At 70.0% G+C, this 22,765-nt stretch carries 19 protein-coding genes; 9 read left to right on the forward strand and 10 right to left on the reverse strand.

All coding sequences use genetic code 11. The features are described from left to right. Nucleotides 1–122: 122 nt before the first annotated feature. Together ACSEEN_RS05385 and serA are read right to left on the reverse strand one after the other, a co-directional pair. The gene (locus tag ACSEEN_RS05385) at nucleotides 123–1,133 is read right to left on the reverse strand and encodes a 3-isopropylmalate dehydrogenase (protein WP_298443357.1); all 1,011 of its coding nucleotides are present in this window, start codon (nucleotides 1,131–1,133) and stop codon (nucleotides 123–125) included. Continuing rightward, on the reverse strand, nucleotides 1,130–2,725 hold the full coding sequence (gene serA / locus ACSEEN_RS05390) for a phosphoglycerate dehydrogenase (RefSeq protein ID WP_298443354.1): 1,596 nt from the start codon (nucleotides 2,723–2,725) through the stop codon (nucleotides 1,130–1,132). The genes ACSEEN_RS05385 and serA overlap by 4 nt, the downstream gene beginning before the upstream one ends. Nucleotides 2,726–3,015: 290 nt before the next feature. On the opposite strand from serA, the gene ACSEEN_RS05395 reads away from it, so the two are divergent. From ACSEEN_RS05395 to ACSEEN_RS05420, 6 genes are all read left to right on the forward strand, one after another. Then, complete coding sequence (locus ACSEEN_RS05395) at nucleotides 3,016–3,693, forward strand: chymotrypsin family serine protease (protein WP_247864374.1); 678 nt, start codon at nucleotides 3,016–3,018, stop codon at nucleotides 3,691–3,693. A 184-nt stretch (nucleotides 3,694–3,877) separates the two neighbouring features. After that, entirely contained in the window at nucleotides 3,878–5,104 is a 1,227-nt protein-coding gene (locus ACSEEN_RS05400) for a CaiB/BaiF CoA transferase family protein (RefSeq protein ID WP_298443350.1), read from the forward strand. Next, a complete protein-coding gene (locus ACSEEN_RS05405; RefSeq protein ID WP_298443347.1) occupies nucleotides 5,105–5,914 on the forward strand; it encodes an HpcH/HpaI aldolase/citrate lyase family protein in 810 nt (269 codons plus the stop codon). A gap of 56 nt (nucleotides 5,915–5,970) precedes the next feature. After that, entirely contained in the window at nucleotides 5,971–7,215 is a 1,245-nt protein-coding gene (locus ACSEEN_RS05410) for a M24 family metallopeptidase (protein WP_440712551.1), read from the forward strand. A 1-nt stretch (nucleotide 7,216) separates the two neighbouring features. Further along, nucleotides 7,217–8,467: a M24 family metallopeptidase gene (locus ACSEEN_RS05415; RefSeq protein WP_440712552.1), complete on the forward strand. Its 1,251-nt coding sequence runs from the start codon at nucleotides 7,217–7,219 to the stop codon at nucleotides 8,465–8,467. A gap of 63 nt (nucleotides 8,468–8,530) precedes the next feature. Beyond that, the gene (locus ACSEEN_RS05420) at nucleotides 8,531–9,037 is read left to right on the forward strand and encodes a magnetosome magnetite crystal formation protein family (protein WP_440712553.1); all 507 of its coding nucleotides are present in this window, start codon (nucleotides 8,531–8,533) and stop codon (nucleotides 9,035–9,037) included. Between the two features lie 114 nt (nucleotides 9,038–9,151). Here the strand turns inward: ACSEEN_RS05420 and ACSEEN_RS05425 are convergent, their stop codons facing one another. From ACSEEN_RS05425 to ACSEEN_RS05445, 5 genes are all read right to left on the reverse strand, one after another. Further along, nucleotides 9,152–9,910: an NAD(P)-binding domain-containing protein gene (locus ACSEEN_RS05425; protein WP_440712554.1), complete on the reverse strand. Its 759-nt coding sequence runs from the start codon at nucleotides 9,908–9,910 to the stop codon at nucleotides 9,152–9,154. 35 nt (nucleotides 9,911–9,945) lie between these two features. Continuing rightward, the gene (locus ACSEEN_RS05430; RefSeq protein ID WP_440712555.1) at nucleotides 9,946–11,007 is read right to left on the reverse strand and encodes a proline racemase family protein; all 1,062 of its coding nucleotides are present in this window, start codon (nucleotides 11,005–11,007) and stop codon (nucleotides 9,946–9,948) included. A gap of 84 nt (nucleotides 11,008–11,091) precedes the next feature. Beyond that, nucleotides 11,092–12,306 carry an FAD-binding oxidoreductase gene (locus ACSEEN_RS05435; protein ID WP_440712556.1) on the reverse strand — a complete coding sequence of 405 codons (1,215 nt, stop codon included), beginning with the start codon at nucleotides 12,304–12,306 and terminating at the stop codon, nucleotides 11,092–11,094. After that, nucleotides 12,303–13,592 (reverse strand): aromatic ring-hydroxylating oxygenase subunit alpha, encoded by a 1,290-nt coding sequence (locus ACSEEN_RS05440; RefSeq protein WP_440712557.1) that lies wholly within the window; start codon nucleotides 13,590–13,592, stop codon nucleotides 12,303–12,305. The genes ACSEEN_RS05435 and ACSEEN_RS05440 overlap by 4 nt, the downstream gene beginning before the upstream one ends. Nucleotides 13,593–13,768: 176 nt before the next feature. Further along, entirely contained in the window at nucleotides 13,769–14,542 is a 774-nt protein-coding gene (locus ACSEEN_RS05445; RefSeq protein WP_440712558.1) for an IclR family transcriptional regulator, read from the reverse strand. A gap of 276 nt (nucleotides 14,543–14,818) precedes the next feature. Between ACSEEN_RS05445 and ACSEEN_RS05450 the strand changes: the two genes are divergently transcribed. Beyond that, nucleotides 14,819–15,838, forward strand: coding sequence for an Ldh family oxidoreductase (locus ACSEEN_RS05450; RefSeq protein WP_440712559.1), 1,020 nt, complete (start codon nucleotides 14,819–14,821; stop codon nucleotides 15,836–15,838). On the opposite strand, the gene ACSEEN_RS05455 is transcribed toward ACSEEN_RS05450, so the two are convergent. Genes ACSEEN_RS05455 through ACSEEN_RS05465 form a run of 3 tightly spaced genes read right to left on the reverse strand, consistent with a single transcriptional unit; the run spans nucleotide 15,835 to nucleotide 19,577 of the window. Then, nucleotides 15,835–17,202: a flavin monoamine oxidase family protein gene (locus ACSEEN_RS05455; protein ID WP_440712560.1), complete on the reverse strand. Its 1,368-nt coding sequence runs from the start codon at nucleotides 17,200–17,202 to the stop codon at nucleotides 15,835–15,837. The two genes, ACSEEN_RS05450 and ACSEEN_RS05455, sit on opposite strands and share 4 nt — an antisense overlap. 8 nt (nucleotides 17,203–17,210) lie before the next feature. Then, on the reverse strand, nucleotides 17,211–18,083 hold the full coding sequence (locus ACSEEN_RS05460; protein WP_440712561.1) for a dihydrodipicolinate synthase family protein: 873 nt from the start codon (nucleotides 18,081–18,083) through the stop codon (nucleotides 17,211–17,213). A 12-nt stretch (nucleotides 18,084–18,095) separates the two neighbouring features. After that, on the reverse strand, nucleotides 18,096–19,577 hold the full coding sequence (locus ACSEEN_RS05465) for an aldehyde dehydrogenase (RefSeq protein WP_440712562.1): 1,482 nt from the start codon (nucleotides 19,575–19,577) through the stop codon (nucleotides 18,096–18,098). A gap of 396 nt (nucleotides 19,578–19,973) precedes the next feature. Between ACSEEN_RS05465 and pruA the strand changes: the two genes are divergently transcribed. After that, nucleotides 19,974–21,593, forward strand: a complete 1,620-nt coding sequence (pruA, locus tag ACSEEN_RS05470) for an L-glutamate gamma-semialdehyde dehydrogenase (RefSeq protein ID WP_440712563.1) — start codon at nucleotides 19,974–19,976, stop codon at nucleotides 21,591–21,593. A 24-nt stretch (nucleotides 21,594–21,617) separates the two neighbouring features. Further along, nucleotides 21,618–22,643, forward strand: coding sequence for a PucR family transcriptional regulator (locus tag ACSEEN_RS05475; protein WP_440712564.1), 1,026 nt, complete (start codon nucleotides 21,618–21,620; stop codon nucleotides 22,641–22,643). Nucleotides 22,644–22,765 lie beyond the last annotated feature (122 nt).

The raw sequence follows: 22,765 nt of genomic DNA on the forward strand, positions 1-22,765 counted from the left end.
TTCTCTCATCCGGGGGCCGACCCTTCGACTCGGGCCTCGGCTATCGCCTCGCCCCGGCTCAGGGAGCGGCGGTCACGCCCGGCTCAGGGAGCGGCGGTCACGCCCGGCTCAGGGGGCGACGATCAGACGAGGGCGAGGATCCGTTCGCCGACCTCGGTGGTCGAGCCGCGCTCGTCGCCGCGGGCGGCGACGTCGCGGGCGACCGCCGCCTCGATGCGGGCGGCACCGTCGTCGTCGCCCAGATGACGCAGCAGCAGGGCGACCGAGAGGATCGCCGCGGTCGGGTCCGCCAGGTTCTGCCCGGCGATGTCCGGGGCGCTGCCGTGGACCGGCTCGAACATCGACGGGTTGGCGCGGGTGGCATCGATGTTGCCCGACGCCGCCAGGCCGATACCGCCGGTGACCGCCGCCGCCAGGTCGGTGATGATGTCGCCGAACAGGTTGTCGGTGACGATCACGTCGAAGCGGCCCGGGTCGGTCACCAGGTAGATGGTGGCCGCGTCCACGTGGCAGTAGTCGGTGGCGACCTCGGGGAACTCGGCGGCCACCTCCTCGACGGTGCGAGCCCACAGCGAGCCGGCGAAGGTGAGCACGTTGGTCTTGTGCACCAGGGTCAGCTTCTTACCGCGCGCCTGGGCGCGGGCGAAGGCGTCGCGCACCACGCGCTCCACTCCGAACCGGGTGTTGACGCTGACCTCGGTGGCCACCTCGTGCGGGGTGCCCACGCGGATCGCGCCGCCGTTGCCGGTGTACGGGCCCTCGGTGCCCTCGCGGACCACGACGAAGTCGATCTTCGGGTCGCCGGACAGCGGCGAGGCGACGCCCTCGAAGAGCGTCGACGGCCGCAGGTTGACGTGATGGTCCAGGATGAACCGCAGCTTCAGGAGGAAACCGCGCTCCAGGACACCCGACGGCACCGACGGATCACCGATGGCGCCGAGCAGGATGGCGTCGTGCTCGCGGAGCGAGGCCACGTCGTCGTCGGTCAGCAGCTCGCCGGTCGCGTGGTAGCGGCGGGCGCCGAAGTCGTACTCGGTGGTCTCCACCTCCGGGTGCAGCTTGCGGAGCACGGTCAGGGCCTGTCCGACGACCTCCGGGCCGATGCCGTCGCCGGGAATCACCGCGAGCTTCACGAGAAGTCCACCTGCTTGATCAGGGTGGCCGACACGGCCTGGCCCACGGCCTCGACCACCTCGGGATCCACGGTGCGGTCGACGCGCAGGATGGTGGTGGCGCCGGGGCCTTCCAGGTCCTGGGCCAGCGCCGCGGCGACGATGTCGACACCGGCGTTGCCCAGCAGGGTGCCGATCTTGCCGAGGCTGCCCGGCTGGTCGGTGTAGCTGATGATGAGGTTCTTGCCCTCGGCGCGCAGATCGAAGTTGCGGCCGTTGATGTTCACGATCTTCTCGACCTCGCGCGGCTCGGTCAGGGTGCCGGCCACGTTCACCTGGCTCCCGTCGGCGAAGACGGCCTTGACGTCGATCATGCTGCGGTGGTTCGGGCTCTCGCTCGCGGTGACCACGTCGTAGCTGACGCCGCGTTCGGCGGCGACGCTCGGCGCGTTGACGAAGGTGACCGGCTCGTCGACGACGGCGGAGAACAGGCCGCGGACCGCCGAGAGGCCGAGCACGTCGACCGGGCGGGCCGCGAGCTCGCCGCGGATCTCGACGATGATGTTGGTCGGCTGGCCGTCGGCGACGACGCCGACCAGCTGGCCGAGCTTGCGCGACAGGTCGAGCCAGGGGGCCACCTCGTCGTCCACCGGGCCGCCGGTGATGTTGACGGCGTCGGGCACGAACTGCCCGGACAGCGCCAGCTGCACGCTCTTGGCGACGTCGGTGCCCGCGCGGTCCTGGGCCTCGGCGGTGGAAGCGCCCAGGTGCGGGGTCACCACGACCTGATCCAGGTCGAACAGCGGCGAGTCGGTGCACGGTTCGGTCGCGAAGACGTCCAGGCCGGCGGCGCGCACGTGCCCGGAGGTGATCGCCTCGGCCAGCGCGGCCTCGTCGATCAGGCCGCCGCGCGCGGCGTTGACGATGATCACGCCTTCCTTGGTGCGCTTCAGCTGCTCGGCGCCGATCAGGCCGGCGGTCTCCTTGGTCTTGGGGAGGTGCACGGTGATGAAGTCGGCGCGCTCGAGGAGCTCGTCGAGGCTCACCAGCTCGATACCCAGCTGCGCGGCGCGGGCGGCCGACACGTAGGGGTCGTAGGCGATGAGGTGGGTCTCGAAGGCGCCGAGGCGGGCGGCGACCAGCTGGCCGATACGGCCGAGGCCGACCACGCCGACGGTCTTGTCGAAGAGCTCGACGCCGCTGAACGACGACCGCTTCCAGGTCTTCGCCTTCAGGGTCGCGTCGGCGGCGGGCACCTGACGGGCGGCCGACATCAGCAGCGCGACGGCGTGCTCGGCGGCGGAGTGGATGTTCGACGTCGGGGCGTTGACCACCATGACGCCGCGCTCGGTGGCGGCGGGGACGTCGACGTTGTCCAGGCCCACACCGGCGCGGGCGATGATCTTCAGCTTCGGCCCGGCGTCGAGCACCTCGGCGTCGACGGTGGTGGCCGAGCGGACCAGGATCGCGTCGGCGTCGGCGACGGCCTCCAGCAGCTTCGGGCGGTCCGGACCGTCCACCCAGCGGACCTCGACGTCGCCGCCGAGTGCCTCCACGGTCGACGGGGCGAGCTTGTCGGCGATCAGAACAACAGGACGGCCGGGTGCGGTCACTATGGTTTCTCCAGATTCATCGGGTTCTTCGGTCCGGATGACGGCGGCGCGCAGAGACACGCGTCTGTCGGGACCACTTTAGGCGGCGCCACCTGTGCGGGCACACCCGCCCACCTGCGAGTGTGGTGTGCGACACGGCGTGCCAGGTATATTGACCGCGGTGTCTCATTTCTGTCACAGCCCGATAGCGCTGTGCTTTCCGATGACGGGGATCGGCGAGACCTTCACATAGGGTGAGGCAGTCCCATGCTCCGGCCGCTGTGCCGGGGACAAGCGAGCGGAGTAGTTACATGAAGAAGACCATCCTGGTCTTCGCGGCGGTTTTCGCCGCGATCATCGCCCTGGTGGGCGTCGGACAGGGCACCGCGCAGGCCGCACCCCCGAAGACGGCGGTCGGCGGCGGTACGCCCATCCTGATCCTCAAGGGCGGCAACAACGCGGCGGCGTGCACCGTCACCGCCGTGGGCCGGCCCACCTCGGGCAAGCACCGCGGCGAGCTGATCGCCCTGACCGCAGGCCACTGCGGCAAGGTGGGCCAGCGCGTGCTGTCCGAGCAGTACCCGAACCGCGGTGACATCGGCAAGTTCGTCGTGAGCGACGACGACCTGGACATCGCCGTCATCCAGCTCTACCCGGACAAGGTCCGCCCGGTCCGCACCGTCGGCGGCGTCACCATCACCGGCATCAGCACCGCGCCGGTCAACTTCCCGACCGTCATCTGCAAGGAGGGCCGCACCACCGGTCACACCTGCGGTGTCACCTGGTTCTCCGACAACGTCGCGCACTTCTCGCAGATGTGCGTGATCGAGGGCGACTCGGGCAGCCCGGTGGTCGTGGGCACCAAGCTGGTCGGCATGGTCAACGCCTACTACTTCGTCTCCTGCCTCGGCCCGGAGACCGGTACCAACATGAACGTCATCATGAAGCGCCTGAACCAGCACGGCTACGGCAACTTCCGCGTCGTCTGACCGACGCCGCACAGCAGTCCGAAGGGCGGTCCGGGATTCCCGGGCCGCCCTTCGTCGTCTCCGCATCCCGATCACGGACTTCTGACTCGCCCCGCGGTTACCGCTCCGTACCGGTTCAGCACGTTCACCCCCTGGCCACAGACTGTTTCGCACCCGGTCCACCCGAGAAGCGAAACGAGATCGCATGACCGCCATCATCGACCACCCGACCGACACCGCCCCGGCCACCGGCCCGCTGACCGGTATCCGAGTGCTCGACGTCAGCACCGTGTACGCCGCACCGATCACCGCGATGCTTCTCGGCGACATGGGCGCCGACGTGATCAAGGTGGAGCACCCGAAGGGCGACCCGGCCCGGTCACACGGCCTCAACCGCGACGGCCACGGCCTGTGGTGGAAGGTGATCGCCCGGAACAAGCGCACCATCACCCTGAACATCGGCCGCCCCGAGGGCGCCGACATCCTGCGCGAGCTGGTCGCCGAGGCCGACGTGATCGTCGAGAACTTCCGGCCGGGCGTCCTGGAGGGCTGGGGCGTCGGGCCGGACACGCTGCTGGAGATCAATCCGCGGCTGATCATGCTGCGGGTCACCGGCTTCGGCCAGACCGGCCCGTACGCCCGGCGCCGCGCATTCGGCACCCTGATGGAGGCGATGAGCGGGTTCGCGCACCAGACCGGTCAGGAAGACGGCCCGCCCACCCTGCCGCCGTTCGGCCTGGCCGACGGCGTCGCGGGTCTGACCGGCGCGTACGCCGTGATGACCGCCCTCTACAACCGCGACGTGAACGGCGGCCGCGGCCAGGTGATCGACCTGGCGCTGCTGGAACCGCTGCTGGGCATCCTCGGCCCCGGTCCCACCGTGTACGACCAGCTGGGCATCATCGCCAGCCGACACGGCAACCGGTCGCCGAACAACGCCCCGCGCAACACGTACCTGACGCGCGACGGCCGCTGGGTCGCCATCTCGGCGAGCGCCACCTCGATCGCCGAGCGCGTGATGCGGCTGGTCGGGCGCGAGGACGTGATCGACGAGCCGTGGTTCTCCTCCGCCGGTGAGCGGAGCCGTCGTGCCGAACTGCTCGACGGCGCCGTCCAGTCGTGGATCGCCGCCCGCGACTTCGAGGAGGTGGTCACCTCGTTCGAGGAGGCCGGCGCCGCGATCGCGCCGATCTACAACGTCGAGCAGCTGATGCGCGATCCGCACATCCGCGAGCGGGAGTCGATCACCACCATCGACGACGAGGATCTGGGACCGCTGAAGATGCAGAACCTGATCTTCCGGATGAGCGAGACCCCCGGGTCGATCCGCTGGGGCGGCCGCCGGCTGGGCCAGGACAACGACGCGGTGTTCGCCGAACTCGGGCTGTCCCCCGACCGGGTCTCCGAACTGCACGACGCCGGAGTGATCTGAATGGAACGCAGCTACCTGTTCATTCCGGGGCACAACGAGAAGCTGATCGGCAAGGCGTTCACCGCGGGCGCCGACGCGGTGATGTTCGATCTGGAGGACTCGGTGCCCGAGCCCGACAAGGATCTCGCCCGCACCCGGGTCGCCGCCGCTCTCGAAGCGGCGCCCGACGACGCGCCCGCCTGGGTCCGGATCAACGCCCCGCGCACCGAGACCGCCGCCCGCGACCTGGGTGCGGTGGCCGGGCGGGTCCGCGGCATCCGGATCCCCAAGGTCGAGTCGCCCGGCGACGTCGACTGGGTCCGCCGCCGCGCACCCGGCGTGGCCCTGATCTGCGCCATCGAGAGCGCGCGCGGTCTGCTCGCCGCCCAGGAGATCGCGACCGCACCGAATGTGCGGAACCTGTCGATCGGCGGCGTGGACCTGCGCAAGGACCTGCACACCGACGGCCATCCCCTCGCGCTGCTCCATGCCCGCAGCCACCTGGTGATCTGCTCGCGGGCGGCCGGCATCGAGCCGCCGATCGACAGTGTCTACGCGCGGCTCGACGACGACGCCGGGCTGCGCACGGAGTCGGAGTTCGCGCGCTCGCTCGGCTTCTTCGGCAAGTCCGCGATCCACCCCAAGCAGCTGCCCGCCATCCACGCCGCCTTCACCCCGTCGTCGGACGAGGTGGCCTGGGCCCGCGCCGTGCTCGACGCCTTCGAGCAGGCCGGGCGCGGCGCCCTCCGGATGCCGGACGGCGAGTTCGTCGACCTGCCGGTGGCCCGGCGCGCCGAACGCGTGCTGGCGATGTCGGGCACCGCCCGCTGAGCTCCTCCGGCGACAGCCCCGCCGGAGTATTTTCATCGACAGAGGAGTCGACCGCCATGGAGAGTTCCACCGAGGTCTTTCACGACCCCCGCAAGCGCGCGTATTTCAACCCGGAGGGTGCGGACAAGCCGCTGATCAGCACGATCGGCGACGACGTCCTCGACCGTGCCCGCCGCTATCGGCTCGGCCGCATCCGGGAACAGATCGCCACGCACGGGCACGCCGGAATGCTCCTCTACGATCCGGTGAACATCCGGTACGCGCTGGATTCGTCGAACATGGCGATCTGGACCATGCACGACCCGGTCCGCTACGCGCTGATCATCGCCGACGGCCCCGTCGTGATGTTCGAGTCCGAGGGCGCCCTGCACCTCAGCGCGGGACTCCCCGGTGTCGACGAGATCCGCGAGGCCACGACCTGGATGTTCCTCACCGCCGGCGACGCGGTGAAGACCAAGGTCGAGTCGTGGGCGGCGGAGGTCCGCGAGCTGCTCGGCGGCCGCGGCACGCTCGCGGCGGACCGGCTCGACCGGCCGGGCGTCGACGCGCTGGCGGCGCTGGGCATCGACGTCGTCGACGCCGGACCGCTGACCGAGCGGGCGCGGTCGATCAAGAGCGCCGACGAGCTGGAACTGATGCGCTGGACCATCCGCGTCTGCGAGGCGGGGATGGCCCGCGTCTACGAGGCCTCCGAGCCCGGGCGCACCGAGCAGGAGATCTGGGCCGAGCTGCACTTCGAGAACGCCCGGTCCGGCGGCGAGTACCTGGAGACCAAGCTCCTCTCCTCCGGCCCCCGCACCAATCCGTGGTTCAACGAGTGCTCGTCCCGGAAGGCACGGCTCGGGGAGATCATCGCGTTCGACACCGACATGGTCGGCCCGTACGGGTACCTCGCCGACCTGTCGCGGTCGTGGACGTGCGGGCACGTGCCGTTCACGCCGAAGCAGCGCGAGCTGTACGCGGCGGCCCGCGACCAGATCGAACACAATCTGGCCCTGCTCGCTCCGGGTCTGAGCTTCGAGGAGTTCAACGCGCGCTCGTGGCAGATCCCGGAGAAGTACCAGCCGTACAAGTACACCTGCGCGATCCACGGCAGCGGCATGGCCGACGAATGGCCGTTTATCCCGCTGCACCCCGACTTCGACCCCGATTACAGCCGCGGCGCGTTCGAGGAGAACATGGTGATCAACGTCGAGAGCCTGATCGCCGAACAGGGCAGCGAATCGATCAAACTCGAGACCCAGGTCCTGATCACCGCCGACGGCGCCGTGCGCCTCGACACGTTCCCCTGGGAGGACTGAGATGACCGCGTCGTCCACCGAGGTCTTCCACGATCCGCGCAAGCGTGCCTACCTCAATCCCGAGGGCGCCGACAAACCATTGATCAGCACCATCGGCGACGACGTCCTCGATCGTGCGCGGCGCTACCGGCTCGGCCGGATCCGCGAGCAGCTCGCCGTGCACGACTGCGCCGCCATCCTGCTGTACGACCCGGTGAACATCCGGTACGCGCTGGACTCGTCGAACATGATGGTCTGGACCATGCACGACCCGTGCCGGTACGCGCTGATCGTCGCCGACGGTCCGGCGATCATGTTCGAGTTCGAGGGGGCACTGCACGTCAACGACGGCCTGCCCGGGATCGACGAGGTGCGTCTGGCGACGTCATGGATGTACCTGACCAAGGGCGACGCCGTCGACCGCAGCGTCGAGTCGTGGGCGGCGGAGATCCGCGAAGCACTCGGGCCGGGGCATCGCCAGATCGCCGCCGACCGGATCGATCCGGCCGGCGTCGACGCGCTGGCGAAGCTCGGTGTGGACGTGATCGACGGCGGCCGTCTCACCGAACGGGCGCGGGCGATCAAGAGCGCCGACGAGCTGGAACTGATGCGCTGGACCATCCGGGTCTGCGAGGCCGGAATGGCCCGCGTCTACGAGGCCTCCGAGCCCGGCCGCACCGAGAACGAGATCTGGGCCGAACTGCACTTCGAGAACGCCCGCTCCGGCGGACAGTACCTGGAGACCAAACTCCTGCTGTCCGGTCCGCACACCAATCCGTGGTACTCGGAGTGCTCCGACCGGCGGGTCCAGCTCGGCGAGATCATCGCCTTCGACACCGACATGGTCGGCCCGTACAGCTACCTCGCCGACCTGTCGCGGTCGTGGACGTGCGGGCACGTGCCGTTCACGCCGAAGCAGCGCGAGCTGTACGCCGCCGCCCGCGACCAGATCGAACACAACACGGCTCTGCTGTGGCCCGGCATGTCGTTCGAGGAGTTCAACGCCAAGTCGTGGCGGATCCCGGAGAAGTATCAGCCGTACAAGTACACCTGTGCCGTGCACGGCAGCGGCATGGCCGACGAATGGCCGTTCATCCCGCTGCACCCCGACTTCGACCCGGACTACAGCCGCGGCGGATTCGAGGAGAACATGGTGATCAACGTCGAGAGCCTGATCGCCGAACAGGGCAGCGAATCGATCAAACTCGAGACCCAGGTCCTGATCACCGCCGACGGCCCAGTGCGCCTCGACACCTTCCCCTGGGAGGACTGAGTCGAGCGGAGCCCTTCGGCGGCCGTCCCGGCTAGAAAAGAACATTACGGTACGCTTTTGCGCGTGACCGCACCGCCACCATCAGAACTGCCCGCTCCACAACGCGGGACGACCGGGTACGCGATGCCGGCCGGGTACCGGCCGCCACCGCCGAACGGCACGGTGGCCTGGGCCCTCGGTTTTCTCGCCTACATCCCGATCCCGTTCTTCAACGTGCTCATCGCCGGAGTCGCCCAGGTGATCGCCGGCCGGAAACAGCGCAAGCACGGCGGCCTGGCCGCGGAGAACGGCCGCCGCGCCGCCAACTGGGGCCTCACCCAGCTCACCTGGGCGGTGCTGATGGGCGTCGTCGTGCTCCTCACCCAACTGACCGGAACACCGCGGGAGTCCGGCGGCGTGCAACCGCCCCCGGTGCTGGACGCGATCATGACGGGGTTCATCATCAGCTACTTCGTGCTGGGCGCGATTCAGCTCGTCTACGCGATCACCGGCACGGTGAAAGCCGGCCGGGGACAGCTGGTGTGGCTGCCGGCGATCCCGTTCCTGCCGTCGACGGTGCCGCCCGCCTGACGAGCGCGTCTCCTCGACCGCCCCGTCGCCGCGTTCCTCGTTCTCGCCCCCTCGGCCGAGGGGGCGAGAACGAGGCGGGGGTGCCGGGCACCCTGGACCGGGGTGCCCGACGGGTCAGTCGCGCAAGTCGGTGAGAAGCGCGTCGAGCACGTCGTGCAGGGCGGGTTCAGCGGGCTCGAACCACCGCACGCGCACGCGTTCGTTGGAGCCGCCGGGGGTCTCGTGCTCGTCGCGCAGTTGCGCCAGCGACCGGTCCGGATCGTCCAGCGAGCGGCCGATGCCGGCGAAGAGGCTGCGCAGGAAGCGCTCGGCGTCGTCGCCGGGGATCCCGTGCGCCGTGGCCCAGGCGGCGAGCGCGGTCAGGTATCCGTAATGGGTGCTCATGGTGCCCGAGAGTCCGCAGAAGACGGTGAAGGCCGCCTCGTCGGCGACCGGCAGCGTCCCGCCGAGCAGGTCGAACAGGGCGTCCACGTCGGGGTGCGACGGGAAGGTGACGGTGACGCACCCGCGTTCGCGTACGGCCTGCAGCGGCATGGCCCGCACGATCGGCACCTGCGTCTCGAGCATCTCGCGCAGCTGCGCCGTGCCGACGGAGGCCATCACGTTCACGACCACCTGTTCGGGCCGCAGCCGCAGCCCCGCGACGGCATCCGCGCACTGCTCGGTGCGCAGCGCGATGATCACCAGATCCGCGCCGTCGGCCACCTCTTGATTACTCGCACACACCGCCGCGGTGTCGAAGCGCGCGGCCAGCTCGGCGCCGACCGCCGCGCCGCGCGGTGACAGCAGGACCCGCGGCGGATCCGCCAGGCCGCACAGTCCCTCGACGATCGCCTTCGCGATGCCGCCCACCCCGATGATGCCGATGCGCATGTCGCTCCTCTTGTCCGATGTGCGTGAACTCGTCCTCAGACCTGCGCCCAGATGTCGCCGACGGTGAGGCCCGCCGGGAACGGATCGGTCGGGTCCAGCACGTAGCTGGCGAAGCCGGTGATCCAGGCGTGGCCGGTGATCTCCGGAATGATCGCCGGCACACCGTTCAGGGTGGTCTCCTCCACGATACGGCCGGTGAAGACGGTGCCGGTGACGCTTTCGTGCCGGAACTCCTCCCCCACGCCGAGCCGCCCGCGGGCGTGCAGGGTCGCCATCTTCGCCGAGGTGCCGGTGCCGCACGGTGACCGGTCGATGCAGCCGAGGAAACTGCCCGGCGCATCCCACCGCGCGAGGCCGGAGGGCATGGTCACGGCGTTGCGCCGATGATTCTCCGGCCGGTGCGGCGGGCCGGAGAGCTGCGAGATGCTGACCCCGGCCAGCGAGGGGTCAACCGGATGGACGACGTCGTACTGTTCCCGCGCGGCGAGCGTCAGCTTCTGCCCGCATTCGACGATCCGTCGCCCCTCCTCGGGCAGCAGACTCAGGCCGAACTGGTCGGCGTCGGCGATCGCGTAACACATTCCGCCCCAGGCGATGTCGGCGGTGACGGTGCCGATGCCCGGGATCTCGACCGGTACGTCGAGGTGCGCGGCGTACGCCGGCTGATTGCGGAAGGTGATCGAGGTGGCCTTGCCGTGCTCGACGGTCGCACGGATCCGGATCGGGCCGGCCGGCGCTTCCAGGGTGAACTCGGTGACCGGTTCGGTGACCGGGACCATGCCGGTCTCGATCAGCACGGTGGCCACGCAGATCGTGTTGCTCCCGGACATCGCGGGGTATTCGACGTGCTCCATGATCACGTACCCGTAGTCGGCGTCGGGATGGTTCGACGGCAGCACCAGGTTGGCGCACATCCCCGGGTAGCCGCGCGGCTCGTTGAGCATCAGCTTCCGCAGCCCGTCGGCCTCGGTCTCCAGGTACCGGGCCTTGGCGAGCATGGTGTCGCCGGGCACGTCGCCGACGCCGCCGGTGATGACCCGGCCGGGAAGACCGTCGGCGTGGACGTCGACGGCGTTGATCATGCGGGCGAGGCGCACCACACCCTCCGTTCTCGTGTCGGTCGCGCGCGTCGCCTGCTGTCTGATGGTCGTCCGGCGACCACCAGACAGCAGGCGAGCGGCTCAGTGTTCGATCTGCAGATCACCCTTCGGGGTGGAGCAGCAGAGCAGGATCTTGCCCTCGCGGATCTCCCGGGGGCGGATACCGCCGTTGTGGTTCATGTCGACCTCACCGCACAGCAGCGACGACTTGCAGGTGCCGCACATGCCCTCACCGCAGGCCGAGGCCACCCGGATACCGGCCTTCAACGCCGCGTCGAGGATGGTCTGATCCGGGCGGCAGACCACCGACTTGCCGAGCTTCGGGAAGTCGACGGTGAAGCCGGTCGACGGCTCGTCCGCCGGGTCGGCCGGGACGGCGACGTCGTCCGATCCTTCGACAGGCTCAGGGAGCGGCGAGGACTCCGGGAGCGACGAGGGTTCGGCGACCGCGGGTGCGGCCGCGAAGACGAAGCTCTCCTCGTGGTAGTTCGCCATGTCGAAACCGAGACCGGTCAGGATGTCCTTGACGCCGGCCATGTACGGTCCCGGGCCGCAGGTGAACACGGTGCGCTCACGGAAGTCCGGGACCAGCGCGGACAGCAGCTCCGGGGTGAGACGACCGCGCGGACCGGTCCACACCTCGCTGGCGTGGTCGTCCTCGCAGATGTGGCTGACCGTCAGTCCGGGCATGAGGGCCGCGTGCGCGGAGAGCTCATGCCGGAAGACGATGTCGGCCGGGGTACGTGCGCTGTGCACGAAGGCGACGTCGACGTCGGCGCCCAGATCCGCGAGGGTCCGGGTCATCGACATCAGCGGCGTGATCCCGCTGCCCGCCGACAGGAAGAGGTACTTGCCGTCGGTGTAAGACCCCTCCTCCGGCGGGGTGAAGGTGAACGCTCCGCCGGGAGCGGCGACGGTCAGTTCGGTGCCGGGAACCATGTTGTCGTGCAGCCAGTTCGACACCGGTCCGCCCGGCACTCGCTTGACCGTGATGGCCAGGCGGTGCGGACGGGTCGGCGGCGACGAGATGGTGTAGCACCGGCTGATCGGCATGCCGTCGATCTCCAGCAGCAGGGTGATGAACTGTCCCGGTTCGAAGGAGAAGACCCCGGCCTGCTCGCCCGGCGCCGCGACGGGCTCGAAGACGAAGGAGCGGATGTCGTGCGTCACCGGCAGTACCGCGGCGCAGCGCAGCGTCACGCGGTCCGTGGTCTCCCACACCTCCGGCGCACCCGGGCCCGCGTGCAGACGGGGCTCATCGTCGTAGACGGCGGAGGGTTCCAGCACGGCGGTCATGCGCCCTTCGCCAGTTCTGCGCCGAGACGCTTGATGTACCAGGCGACGAAGGCCTCGACGTCGTCCTCGACCACACCGTAGGGACCGGGCACGTAGCCGGGATCGGCGACGCCGTTCTGCGTCCGCTCGACCAGGCTGCAGTCCTCGGCGTTGGTCTGCTCCCAGACGAAGATCAGCTTGTCGAGGTCGTAGTCGACGCCCTCGACCGCATCCGGATGCACCAGCCAGGTGGACCGGACCAGGGTCTTGTTCGGCGAGACGGGCAGCACTGAGAACACGACGGCGCAGTCGCCGAGCATGTGGAACCACCCGTTGGGCTGGGTGTGGATGTGGAAGTCGCCGAACACCGGGTCGACGATCGAGCCCATCAGCCTGGTGGACAGCTGGGCGCCGTCGTCGCCGTACGACGCACCCTTCCCCTGGAGCGGCATGTGATCGACCATGAAGCCGGTGACCCGGCTGTCGAGTTCGCGGATGTGCGCGGACGGGAAGCCGATGGCCTCGCGTGCGGCCGACAGCGCCTCGTTGGCGGCCTGGTAGCGCTCGAAGACGGGCTTCTGGCGGGCCGGCACCCGCGACTCCTCGAAGCGGTGGAACGGGAAGTACGCGCCCAGCAGCTCCGGGTGGTTGGCCTCGCAGTGGTGGCACTCGCGGTTGTTCTCCATGGTGAGCTTCCAGTTGCCGTCCTCGATGATGGACGTCTGGTGGGCCACCTTGGCACCGCGGAGGTCGTACGGCGCGAGGTAGGGCTCGACGGCCGCGGCGAACTCGTCGATGTCGGTGGGGGCCTCGTCGGCGAGGCACAGGAAGATCAGGCCGGCGATCGCGCGCACGTGGACCGGGCGAAGCCCGAACCTGGTCTTGTCGAAGCCCTCCCCCTGATTCTCGGCGAAACGCAGCGCACCGTCGGTGCCGTAGGTCCACTGGTGGTACGGACAGACGATGTTGCCGACGGCACCGCAGCGGCCGTCGAGCAGCCGGGCACCGCGGTGCCGGCAGACGTTGCGGAAGGCGTTCACGTTCATGTCGTCGTCGCGCACGACGATGACCGACTCGTTGCCGATCTCGACCGTGACGTAGTCGCCCTCCTCCGGGATCTCGGCCTCGGCGGCGACGAAGATCCAGTGGCGGCCGAAGATCAGCTCGACGTCGAGGTCGTAGATGTCCGGGTCGGTGTAGAAGGGGGTCTCCAGACTGAAGCCCGGGACGCGGCGGGCGACCAGCTCGGCGGCGCGGGATCGCGGCGGGACGACGGCGGATTCGGGTGCGGGGAGGATCGCGGTCAACGTCGACTCCTTGTCTTCGTCATGCGTGCGCCGGAGCGGCAGCGCGGTTCTGGGGGCTGAACAGACGCGTGTTTCGTTGTATGAAACACAACCACTGTATGAAACAGTGTGACGGCAGACACCGGCGCCTGTCAACGGCTACCGAAAGGTAGGTTGCCGCAGGCCGGAGTCGGTGCTCAGCCGGGCAGCGGATACCCGTTGCGCGCCGAGATCGACGACGCGGCGGCCAGCAACTCCTCGATGAGTCCGGGCAGCGTCTCCCGGTTGACCCGGAACGACGGTCCCGAGATCGCCAGCGCCGCCTCGACGTCGCCGCGCAGGGAGCGGATCGGCGCGCCGATCGCGGCCAGCCCGATCTCCAGCTCTTCCCCGGTGTACGAGTAGCCCAGTTCGCGGACCCGTTCGATGTCGGCGCGCAGTGCCGCCGGATCGGTGAGCGTGAACTCGGTGTAGCGCGGCAGCGGCGTGGTCAGATACTCGTCGAGCTCGTCGTCGTTCATGGCGGCCAGGAACACCTTGCCGCCGGCGGTGGCGTGCAGCTGCTGGCGCTGCCCGGTCCAGTTGACGGTGGTGATCGCCGAGGCGCCGACCACCTGGTCCAGCGTGACCAGTTCGAAGCCCTCGCGCACGGTGATGTTCACCGTCTCGCCGACCTCTTGGGCCAGTTCGGTGCAGACCGCGCGGCTGATCACCGAGATGTCGTGCCGCTGCGTCACGCCGGCGGCGAGTCCGACCACGCCGTCGCCGAGCCGGTATTCGCCGCGGCTGGCGTTCTGGTCGACCAGGCCGCGCGCCTCCAGGGTGGCGAGCAGGCGGAAGGCCGTGGACTTGTGGATGCCGACCTCCTCGGCGATCCGGCTGACGCCCACCGGGCCGGTCCGGGCGAGCACCTGCAGGATCGACACGGCCCGATGCACCGACCGGACGCCCGAATCAGTGTTCGCACTCATTCGGTCAGCGTATCGTCCGGATTCGGAGCACCGGTGCCGGTGTCATCGACGAACCGCGCTGGCGAACCTCCACCGTGCCGACGGATCTGGATGACGCTGGTCAGGTAGTGCCAGCGTCGTCCAGAATCGGCTGGACGACGCAAGTCCGCCGGCGCGACACGGCAGCCGCCAGACCGGTTCCCCGAAGTGATCCCCGCGGAGCCCGCGCCGGGTCACCATTATCGGTGCGCGCCCAGGGCGCCGCACCGATGATCCAGCCACGAAAGAGACTCGCCCATGTCACTGGCCGCGGAGACGACCGTCAGCCGTTCCGACCTCGCAGCCCTCGCCGACTCCGCCCTCACCGGCGCCGGATTCGCCACCCGCACCGCCGCGGTGCTCACCGAGGCCGCACTCTTCGCCGAGGACCGGGGCAGGCCGGAGGTCGGAGTGACCCATCTGCTCGACTATCTCCGCGCGGCGGAGTCCGGCTCGCTGAACCCGGCGCCGGCACCTGTGCTGACCCGCGTGGCCCCGGGGCTGATCTCCTGCTCCGCGGACAAGGGCCCCTTTCACACCGGCTTCGACGCCGCCTTCGGGGATCTCGTCGAGGCGGCTCGTTCACTCGGCGTGGTCGCCTTCGTCCAATCCGAGGCGTTCGCGAGCGGACAACTCGGCTGGTTCACCGAGCGCCTGGCTTCGGCGGGGCTGGCGGCGGTCGGCGCCGTCAACTCGAACGCCCTCCTGTCCACCGCGCCCGGCACCGGCCGGGTGCTCGGCACCAACCCGCTGGCGTACTCGTTCCCGTCCGGCGCGGGGCGGGTCGTCACCGTCGATCAGGCGTCCAGCGCCACCGCGTACGTCAACATCCGGCGGGCCGCCGAGGCGGGTGAATCGATTCCGGAAGGCTGGGCCGTCGACGCCGACGGGCGTCCGGCGACCGACCCGGTGGCGGCGCTGACCGGCGCCCTGCTGCCCTTCGGCGGCTACAAGGGCGCCAACATCGCCTGGCTGGTGGAACTCCTCGCCACCATGTCGGGAGCCAATTGGTCGGTCGACGCGCCGCCGTTCGACGCCGGCCCGGAGTGCCCCTCGGTCGGCATGTTCCTCCTCGGCGTCGACCTGACGAGACTCGCGCCCGCAGGACCCGAGCGCATCGGCGCACACCTCGAGCGCATCGCCGGTCTCGGGATCCGGCCGCCCGGATCCCCGCGTGCCGAACCGCGGACCGAGTTCACCGTGGCGGACCCGGTGCTGGCCACGCTCCGGGAGTACGCGGCACGACCGCCGCGCACTCCCGGAGCCGAGACGCCTTAGCGCCGGTCGGTGGAGACCACGCTCATCGCCTCCTGAGCGGCGGCGAAGCCGGTGGTGATCGCCGTCTCCGTGTAGAGCGTGCCGAGGAAGTCCCCGGCGAGGAACACGCGGCCGCCCCGGCGGGTCAGCGCCGGCTGCAGCGCACCGCGGCCGGGGAAACAGTACGGCGAGCCCTCGGCCCAGCGTGCCGACCGGGATTCGACGACGTGGTCGGCGACGCCGCCGCCCAGCGCCTCGTCGAGGTCGCGCAAGTGCAGTTCGGCGATCTCCTCGTCGGACTTGTCGAGCAGCGCGACTCCCAGGTGCGCGGGGGCGAAGGTCATCAGACTGCCGCCCGGCTGCCTGGTGCTCTCCTGACCCCGGACGATGCTCGCCTGATTCAGTGCGATGGCGAACGATCGCTTCGGCGCGGTCACGGCGTAGACGTCGTCCCATGTGCGCGGCGTGGTCTCGTCGGTCAGGAAGGCCGAGCTCACATGCGGCCCGTAGCGCACGTTGCCGAGCGCCTCCCGGATGTCGCCGGGAAGGTCGACGCCGACCCGATGCGCGACACCCGCGGTCGTGGCCAGGACGACGGTGCGTGCCTCGACCTCGTGGTCGGTATCACCCTCGCGATAGCGCACCACGACCGAGTCGGACCGGTGCACGATCTCCTGCACCTCGGCACCCAGGTGCAGGCTGTCGCCGAGCGCGACCGCGATCGCCTCGGTGAGCGTCGACGGTCCCCCGACGATCCCGCGACCGAGTCCTTCACCGATGTTGAGGACCAGGCTGAAGTATCCGATACCCGCACCGGCCGAGATCTCGTCCGGCTCGCCGCCCGAGCGGGAGACGGTGGTCCGCAGCATGGCGGCCGCATCCGGCGGCAGGTCGCCGACGAAATCACGGAACGTCCGGCTGCTCTCGAAGTCGTAGATGCGCTGCTGCCGCGCCGCGCCCGACTCGCCGGGACGCTGCTTCACCACCTTCGTGTACTTCGAGAGCACCGCGGCGCCGACCTTGGCACCGGCCTTCATCAGCGCGATCCGGTCGGCCCATGACATCGGGATCCGGAAGGGATAGGTCTCGATGCGGCCCTGGGCGAGGAACGTCCCGTTCATCGACACGGCCTGCAGCGAACCGGGCACGGTGACCGCGGTGATCCCCACCTCGTTGAGCAGCAGGTCGGTCGACGTCCCCGGCCCGGCGAAGACATGGGCGCCCCAATTGAGCCAATACGGTCCGCGGCGCTCGGAGCGGATCCGGCCGCCGACGCGGTCGCCCGCTTCCAGCAGCGCGATGTCGTAGTGGCGCAGACGCCACGCGGCCGAGAGTCCGGCGATTCCGCCTCCGACGATGACGACGTCCTTCATGGCGTCCCCCATTCCGGCGCCTAGACCAGATCACCGAGAGCGGCGCGCAGCGCCGTCTGCCGCTCCGCCGACAGCGCCCGCAGCGGGCGGCGCGGTGAGCCGACCGGGTAGCCGGTCATCGCGGCCGCGGCGTACACGGACTCGACGAAGTTGGCCTGGCAGATGAGGTTCATGACCTCCTCGAGCCCGCGCCACAGGTCACGCACCTGCGTCCAGTCCTCGCGCTTGATGGCGTCCATCACGGCGACGCATTCGCGGGGAGCGAAGTTGGCGCCGCCCCAGATGGTGCCCGCGACACCCGCGTACGCGGCGTAGGGCACCAGGCAGTCCATCCCGTTCATCACCGGCACCCCGGTGCGGATCAGGTCGGTCATCCCGGCGAAGTCGTTGCTGCTGTCCTTGACGGCGGCGAAGTTCGGGATCTCGGCGAGTCGGCGAAGCAGGTCGGGGGTGACCCCGATGCCCACGGCGTCCGGCACGTTGTAGCCGATGATGGGCAGTCCGCCCTCGCCGACCGCGGCGTAGAAGTCGAAGACGCCGTCGTCGTCGCTCGGGCCCTCGAAGAACGGCGGCAGCACCATGATGCCGTCGGCGCCCGAGTCCTTCGCGTGACGCGTGCGGTCGAGGACGTCGTCGAGCAGCAGCGCGGACGTCTGCACGACGACCTTGACGCGGCCGTCGATGATCTTGCTCGCGCGGGTCACGAGCTCGTCGGACTCCGCGCGGGACAGGTAGACGTGCATGCCGGTGCCGGAGCTGAGGACGAAGCCGTCGACGCCGGCCTCGATGTAACGCTCCAGGTTGTTCTCGAGGACGGCGTAGTCGATCTTGCCGTCCTCGTCGAAGGGGGTGGCGACGGCGAGGTTGAGTCCGGAGAAGAGGAAGTCGGTCATGAAGGAGTCTCCTTAGCTGAGGTCGAGCCAGATGGTCTTGAGCTGGGTGTATTGGTCATGGGCGTGGAGCGAGTTGTCGCGCCCGCCGAAGCCGGACTGCTTGTAGCCGCCGAACGGCGTGGTCAGATCGCCCTCGCCGAAGCAGTTGACGGTGACGGTTCCGGCCCGCAGTTCCCGGGCGGCGCGGAGGGCGCGCTTGCCGTTGGCGGTGAAGACCGACGCGGCGAGCCCGTAGTCGGTGTCGTTGGCGACCGCGATGGCCTCCTCCAGGCTGTCGACCACGATCACGCTCGCGATCGGGCCGAAGATCTCCTCGGTCGCCAGCGCCGAATCGCGCGTGATCTCCACGATGGTCGGCTCGATGATGCCCTCGGCGACCACCGCGCCGCCGTAGACCACGTTCTCGGCGCGGGCGGCCTCGAGGTAGCCGTTGACCTTCGCGAAGTGGTCCGGTGAGACCAGGGCGCCGATCCGGACCGCCGGATCGAGCGGATCGCCCACCGGCCACCGGTCGGCCGCCGCCGTCACCTGCTCGAGGAGACGATCCTTGATGTCGCGGTGAACGATCAGCCGGGACGCGGCCGAGCAGTTCTCGCCCATGTTCCAGAAGGCGCCCTCGACCACGTTCTCGGCGACCGACTCGAGGTCCTCGGCGTCGTCCATGACGATGCAGGGGTTCTTGCCACCCATCTCCAGCACGACCTCCTTGAGGTTGCTGTCGGCCGAGTAGTGCAGGAAGCGGCGGCCCGTCTCGGTGGACCCGGTGAAGCTGATCATGTCGACGCCGGGGTGCCGCCCGAGCGGCTCGCCGCATTCGGGGCCGGTGCCCGGGACGACGTTGACGACGCCCGGCGGGATACCCGCCTCGTTCAGCAGCCCGGCCACCGCCAGCGTCGACAGCGAGGTCTCCTCGGCGGGCTTCACCACCACCGAGCAGCCGGCCGCGAGCGCCGGCCCGATCTTCCAGGCGAGCATCATCAGCGGGAAGTTCCAGGGCAGGACCAGTCCGGCGACGCCGATCGGCTCGCGGACGATCATCGCGATGTGGTCGTTGGACGGCGGCGAGACCTGGTCGTAGATCTTGTCGATCGACTCGGCGTGCCACCGGATCACCTCGGCGGTCTCGGGGACGTCGACCGTCTCGCATTCCAGGATCGGCTTGCCGCTGTCGATGCTCTCCAGGAGCGCCAGCGACCGCGAGTTCGCGTCGATCAGATCGGCCAGCCGCAGCAGCACTTTCTTGCGTTCGGCCGGATGGCTGCGCGACCAGACGCCGCCGTCGAACGCGGCGCGCGCGGCGGCCACGGCGTCGTCGACGTCGTCCGCGTCGCAGGCCGCGACCTCGGCGAGCGGGGCGCCGGTCGCCGGATTGCTGCTGGTGAAGGTCCGTCCGGACCGCGCCGGACGAAACTCGCCGCCGATGAAGGCGCCCTGTGGGGCGCTGATCTCGGCGGCGAGCGCGCGGTATTCGTCGGCGGTGAGGAGTTCGCTCATGTGGGCCGTCCCTTGGAGTCGTGTCGAGGCGAGGCAGTCCCTCTTCTGGTCGGACCAAGCGTAAGAACGTCCGCCGCGCCGGACCAGGGCTTCCGGCCTGCGCGGGCGTCAGGGTGCGATCTGAGTCACAAGTCCGTTCGTGGTCTCGAGGTCGCGGGTCCTGAGCATGCGTGGCGGAGCCCTTCGACAAGCTCAGGAACCACCTGTGGCGGCAGCTCCTGAGCGAAGTCGACGGACGCGCGGTCGTACGGCGAGCGGCATGGCCCCACGATGATCGAGCGGAGTCGAGATCCCTCCCAGGGCGAGCGCCCGGTTTCGACACACGTCGAAGGTGCGCGACGAGAGTCCGTCGACGTTCCGAAGCGCCGCCGGCGCGCACGTCCTAGCGTGCGGTCCATGACCAGCACCACCGCCTCATCGCCCGCCGCCCCCTTCATCCCGGCCGCGGGCCGCGCGTACCGGCCGGGATCGGCGGAGCGAGCCGCCCTGGACGCCGAGCTCACCGCGCTGCGCGGCGCGGACTACGACCTGCCGGTGATCGTCGCCGGCCGGGAGGTCCGGACCGGTGCCACGATGCCCATCCGCCTGCCGCACGACCACTCGACCACGCTCGGCCGGTTCCATACCGCGGGCGCGACCGAGGTGGAGTCTGCCATCGAAGCCGCCGCGGCCTGCGCCCACGAGTGGGCCACGACGCCCGCGCAGGAGCGCGCCGCGATCTTCCTGCGGGCCGCGGACCTGATCGAGCAGGACCAGTGGCGTTCCCGGCTGGTGGCCGCGACCATCCTGGAACTGTCCAAGACACCAGGCCAGGCCGACGGCGATGTCGCCGAGGCTGCCGACTTCCTGCGCGCCAACGCGGCCAACCTCGCCACCATCACGGCCGTCCAGCCGTACTCGCCGCCCGGGGTGGCCAATCACGTCGAGTACCGGCCGCTGGAAGGCTTCGTCTTCGCGGTCTCGCCGTTCAACTTCACCTCGATGAACAATCTCGCCTTCGGTCCGGCGCTGCTCGGGAATACCGTGCTGTGGAAGCCCGCAGAGAGCGCGACCCTGGTGGCCCACCTCTCCCTGCAACTGCTCCGAGAGGCCGGCCTGCCCGCCGGCGTGATCTCCCTGCTGCCCGGCGACGGCCGAGTGATCGGCGACGTCGCACTCACCGACCCGCGGCTGTCGGCCGTCCATTTCACCGGATCGAGCGCCACCCTGCGCCACATCTGGAAGACGGTCGGCGAGAACATCGAGAACTACCGTGACTACCCGCGGATCGTCGGAGAGGCCGGTGGTAAGGACTACATCCTCGCCCATCCCACCGCCGACGTGGCGGCACTCGCCGTCGCCTGCGTCCGCGGCGCCTTCGATTACCAGGGCCAGAAGTGCGCGGCCGCATCGCGCCTCTACGTCCCCGCGGCGATGTGGCCGGACTTGCGCGCCCGCATCGAGGAGATGATGTCCGGCCTCGTGGTCGGCGATCCCTCGGCCCCGGGTACGCACCTCGGTGCGGTGATCAGCGAAGCGCAGTTCGCCAAGCACGAGGCTGCCCTCGCGCGGGCCCGCGCCGCGCGGTGTGTGCTGGCCGGCGGTGAGACGGACGGCGAGCGCGGCTGGTTTGTGCAGCCGACGCTGCTGCAAGTGGACGATCCGATGTCCGAGTTCATGGTCGACGAACTCTTCGCGCCGATCCTCGCCGCCTACGTGTACGACGACTGGGACGCCGCGCTCGAGCTGGCCGAAGGATCCAGCGAGTACGGACTCACCGGCGCGGTCTTCGCCGCCGACGAGGCGGTCCTTGCGCATGCCTCCGACGTCCTTCGCTACTCGGCGGGCAACTTCTACCTCAACGACAAACCCACCGGAGCGATCGTCGGCCAGCAGCCGTTCGGCGGCGGCCGCGCATCCGGCACCAACGACAAGGCGGGCACGGAATGGAATCTGATCCGCTTCCTCAGCCCGCGATCGGTCAAACGCACCTACGATCTGGATCGTGACACTCACTTCCCGGCACTGGATGCCTGACGGCGGTGGCCGTCGGTCGACGGTATGACCGCGCCGACGAACATTCAGGCCCTCGTCGACCGGCTGGCCGAGACGCTCGGGCAGTCGGTACTGATCGAGGACGCAAAGCAACAGCCGGTCTGGTGGAGCACCGTCGGCCCGGTCGACCGGACCCGGCTACGGACGGTTCTGCATCGGCGCGTCGATCGCGAGGCCGCCGACGTCGTCGGCCGATTCCGGCTCGCCGACATCCACGAGCCGGAACACGTGCCGGCCGTGCCCGAGGCCGACATGTGGGCCCGCTGGTGCGTGCCCATCCGCCGGAACCACAACCTGCTCGGGCTGCTGTGGATCCTCGACCCGGACGGCGCGATCCGCAGGGAGCAGCTCTCGACCGCCATCGACTGCGCCGAACAGGCCGCCGGGGCGCTGGTGTCGCGTGCGCGGGAGGTCGCCGACCTGGCGCGCGCACGCGACGACCTGGTGGCCCGCCTACTCACCGGGCCGGATGCTGTGGCCGCCGCCGACCTCATCCGGATCGAGGGGCTCGGCCCGGAAACCGCCGTCGTCGTTGACGACCCGGGCACGGACGGATGGCCGCTGCCCGGTGGCGCGACAGCGCGGACCGGCACTCCGGACAGCCTCGGGACCTCGACCAGCGGGCCGCCGCTCCCACTCGCAGATCTCGCCGAGGCCGCCAGGCGCGCGCGGATCACCCGCCGAGCGATCCGTGCGGGGGCCCGGCTCGCGGACGAATCGTGGTCGGCGCTCGGCGCCTGGCTGCTCATCGTGGAGGCACCCGCGTCGGTCAGACCCGCCGACGTCCACCCGGCGGTGGAGGCTCTGCGCGCCACCGCACACACACGACTGCTGGAGACCGCGCTCGCCGTCCTCGACAACGGTGGCGATGTCGCGGGGGCCGCCGCCGACCTGTACCTGCACCGCACCACGCTCTACTACCGACTCGACCGTATCCGGGATCTGACCGGCGTGGATCTGCGCACCGATCCGAGCCGGTTCGATCTCCAGCTCGCCCTGCGGTTGCACGCGTATCGCGCGACCGGCGACTGAGCCACCCGCCCCGGACCACCGTTCGACTGCTGTCGAAAGACGGCGGCGTACCTCCTCCCGACGCCGGTACACCCGGCCACCCGGGCGGTCCTACCGTGCGGGAGAGAACTGACCCGGCCCCA

It is taken from the genome of Gordonia marina (genome assembly GCF_052036135.1).
Classification (GTDB): Bacteria; Actinomycetota; Actinomycetes; order Mycobacteriales; family Mycobacteriaceae; genus Gordonia.

Excerpts from the sequence above, each read along its gene's own strand:
- ACSEEN_RS05395 (WP_247864374.1), top strand. The coding sequence starts at position 3,016 with ATGAAGAAGACCATCCTGGTCTTCGCGGCGGTTTTCGCCGCGATCATC.
- ACSEEN_RS05400 (WP_298443350.1), top strand. The coding sequence starts at position 3,878 with ATGACCGCCATCATCGACCACCCGACCGACACCGCCCCGGCCACCGGC.
- ACSEEN_RS05405 (WP_298443347.1), top strand. The coding sequence starts at position 5,105 with ATGGAACGCAGCTACCTGTTCATTCCGGGGCACAACGAGAAGCTGATC.
- ACSEEN_RS05410 (WP_440712551.1), top strand. The coding sequence starts at position 5,971 with ATGGAGAGTTCCACCGAGGTCTTTCACGACCCCCGCAAGCGCGCGTAT.
- ACSEEN_RS05415 (WP_440712552.1), top strand. The coding sequence starts at position 7,217 with ATGACCGCGTCGTCCACCGAGGTCTTCCACGATCCGCGCAAGCGTGCC.
- ACSEEN_RS05425 (WP_440712554.1), bottom strand. The coding sequence starts at position 9,910 with ATGCGCATCGGCATCATCGGGGTGGGCGGCATCGCGAAGGCGATCGTC.
- ACSEEN_RS05435 (WP_440712556.1), bottom strand. The coding sequence starts at position 12,306 with ATGACCGCCGTGCTGGAACCCTCCGCCGTCTACGACGATGAGCCCCGT.
- ACSEEN_RS05445 (WP_440712558.1), bottom strand. The coding sequence starts at position 14,542 with ATGAGTGCGAACACTGATTCGGGCGTCCGGTCGGTGCATCGGGCCGTG.
- ACSEEN_RS05450 (WP_440712559.1), top strand. The coding sequence starts at position 14,819 with ATGTCACTGGCCGCGGAGACGACCGTCAGCCGTTCCGACCTCGCAGCC.
- ACSEEN_RS05455 (WP_440712560.1), bottom strand. The coding sequence starts at position 17,202 with ATGGGGGACGCCATGAAGGACGTCGTCATCGTCGGAGGCGGAATCGCC.
- ACSEEN_RS05460 (WP_440712561.1), bottom strand. The coding sequence starts at position 18,083 with ATGACCGACTTCCTCTTCTCCGGACTCAACCTCGCCGTCGCCACCCCC.
- ACSEEN_RS05465 (WP_440712562.1), bottom strand. The coding sequence starts at position 19,577 with ATGAGCGAACTCCTCACCGCCGACGAATACCGCGCGCTCGCCGCCGAG.
- pruA (WP_440712563.1), top strand. The coding sequence starts at position 19,974 with ATGACCAGCACCACCGCCTCATCGCCCGCCGCCCCCTTCATCCCGGCC.
- ACSEEN_RS05475 (WP_440712564.1), top strand. The coding sequence starts at position 21,618 with ATGACCGCGCCGACGAACATTCAGGCCCTCGTCGACCGGCTGGCCGAG.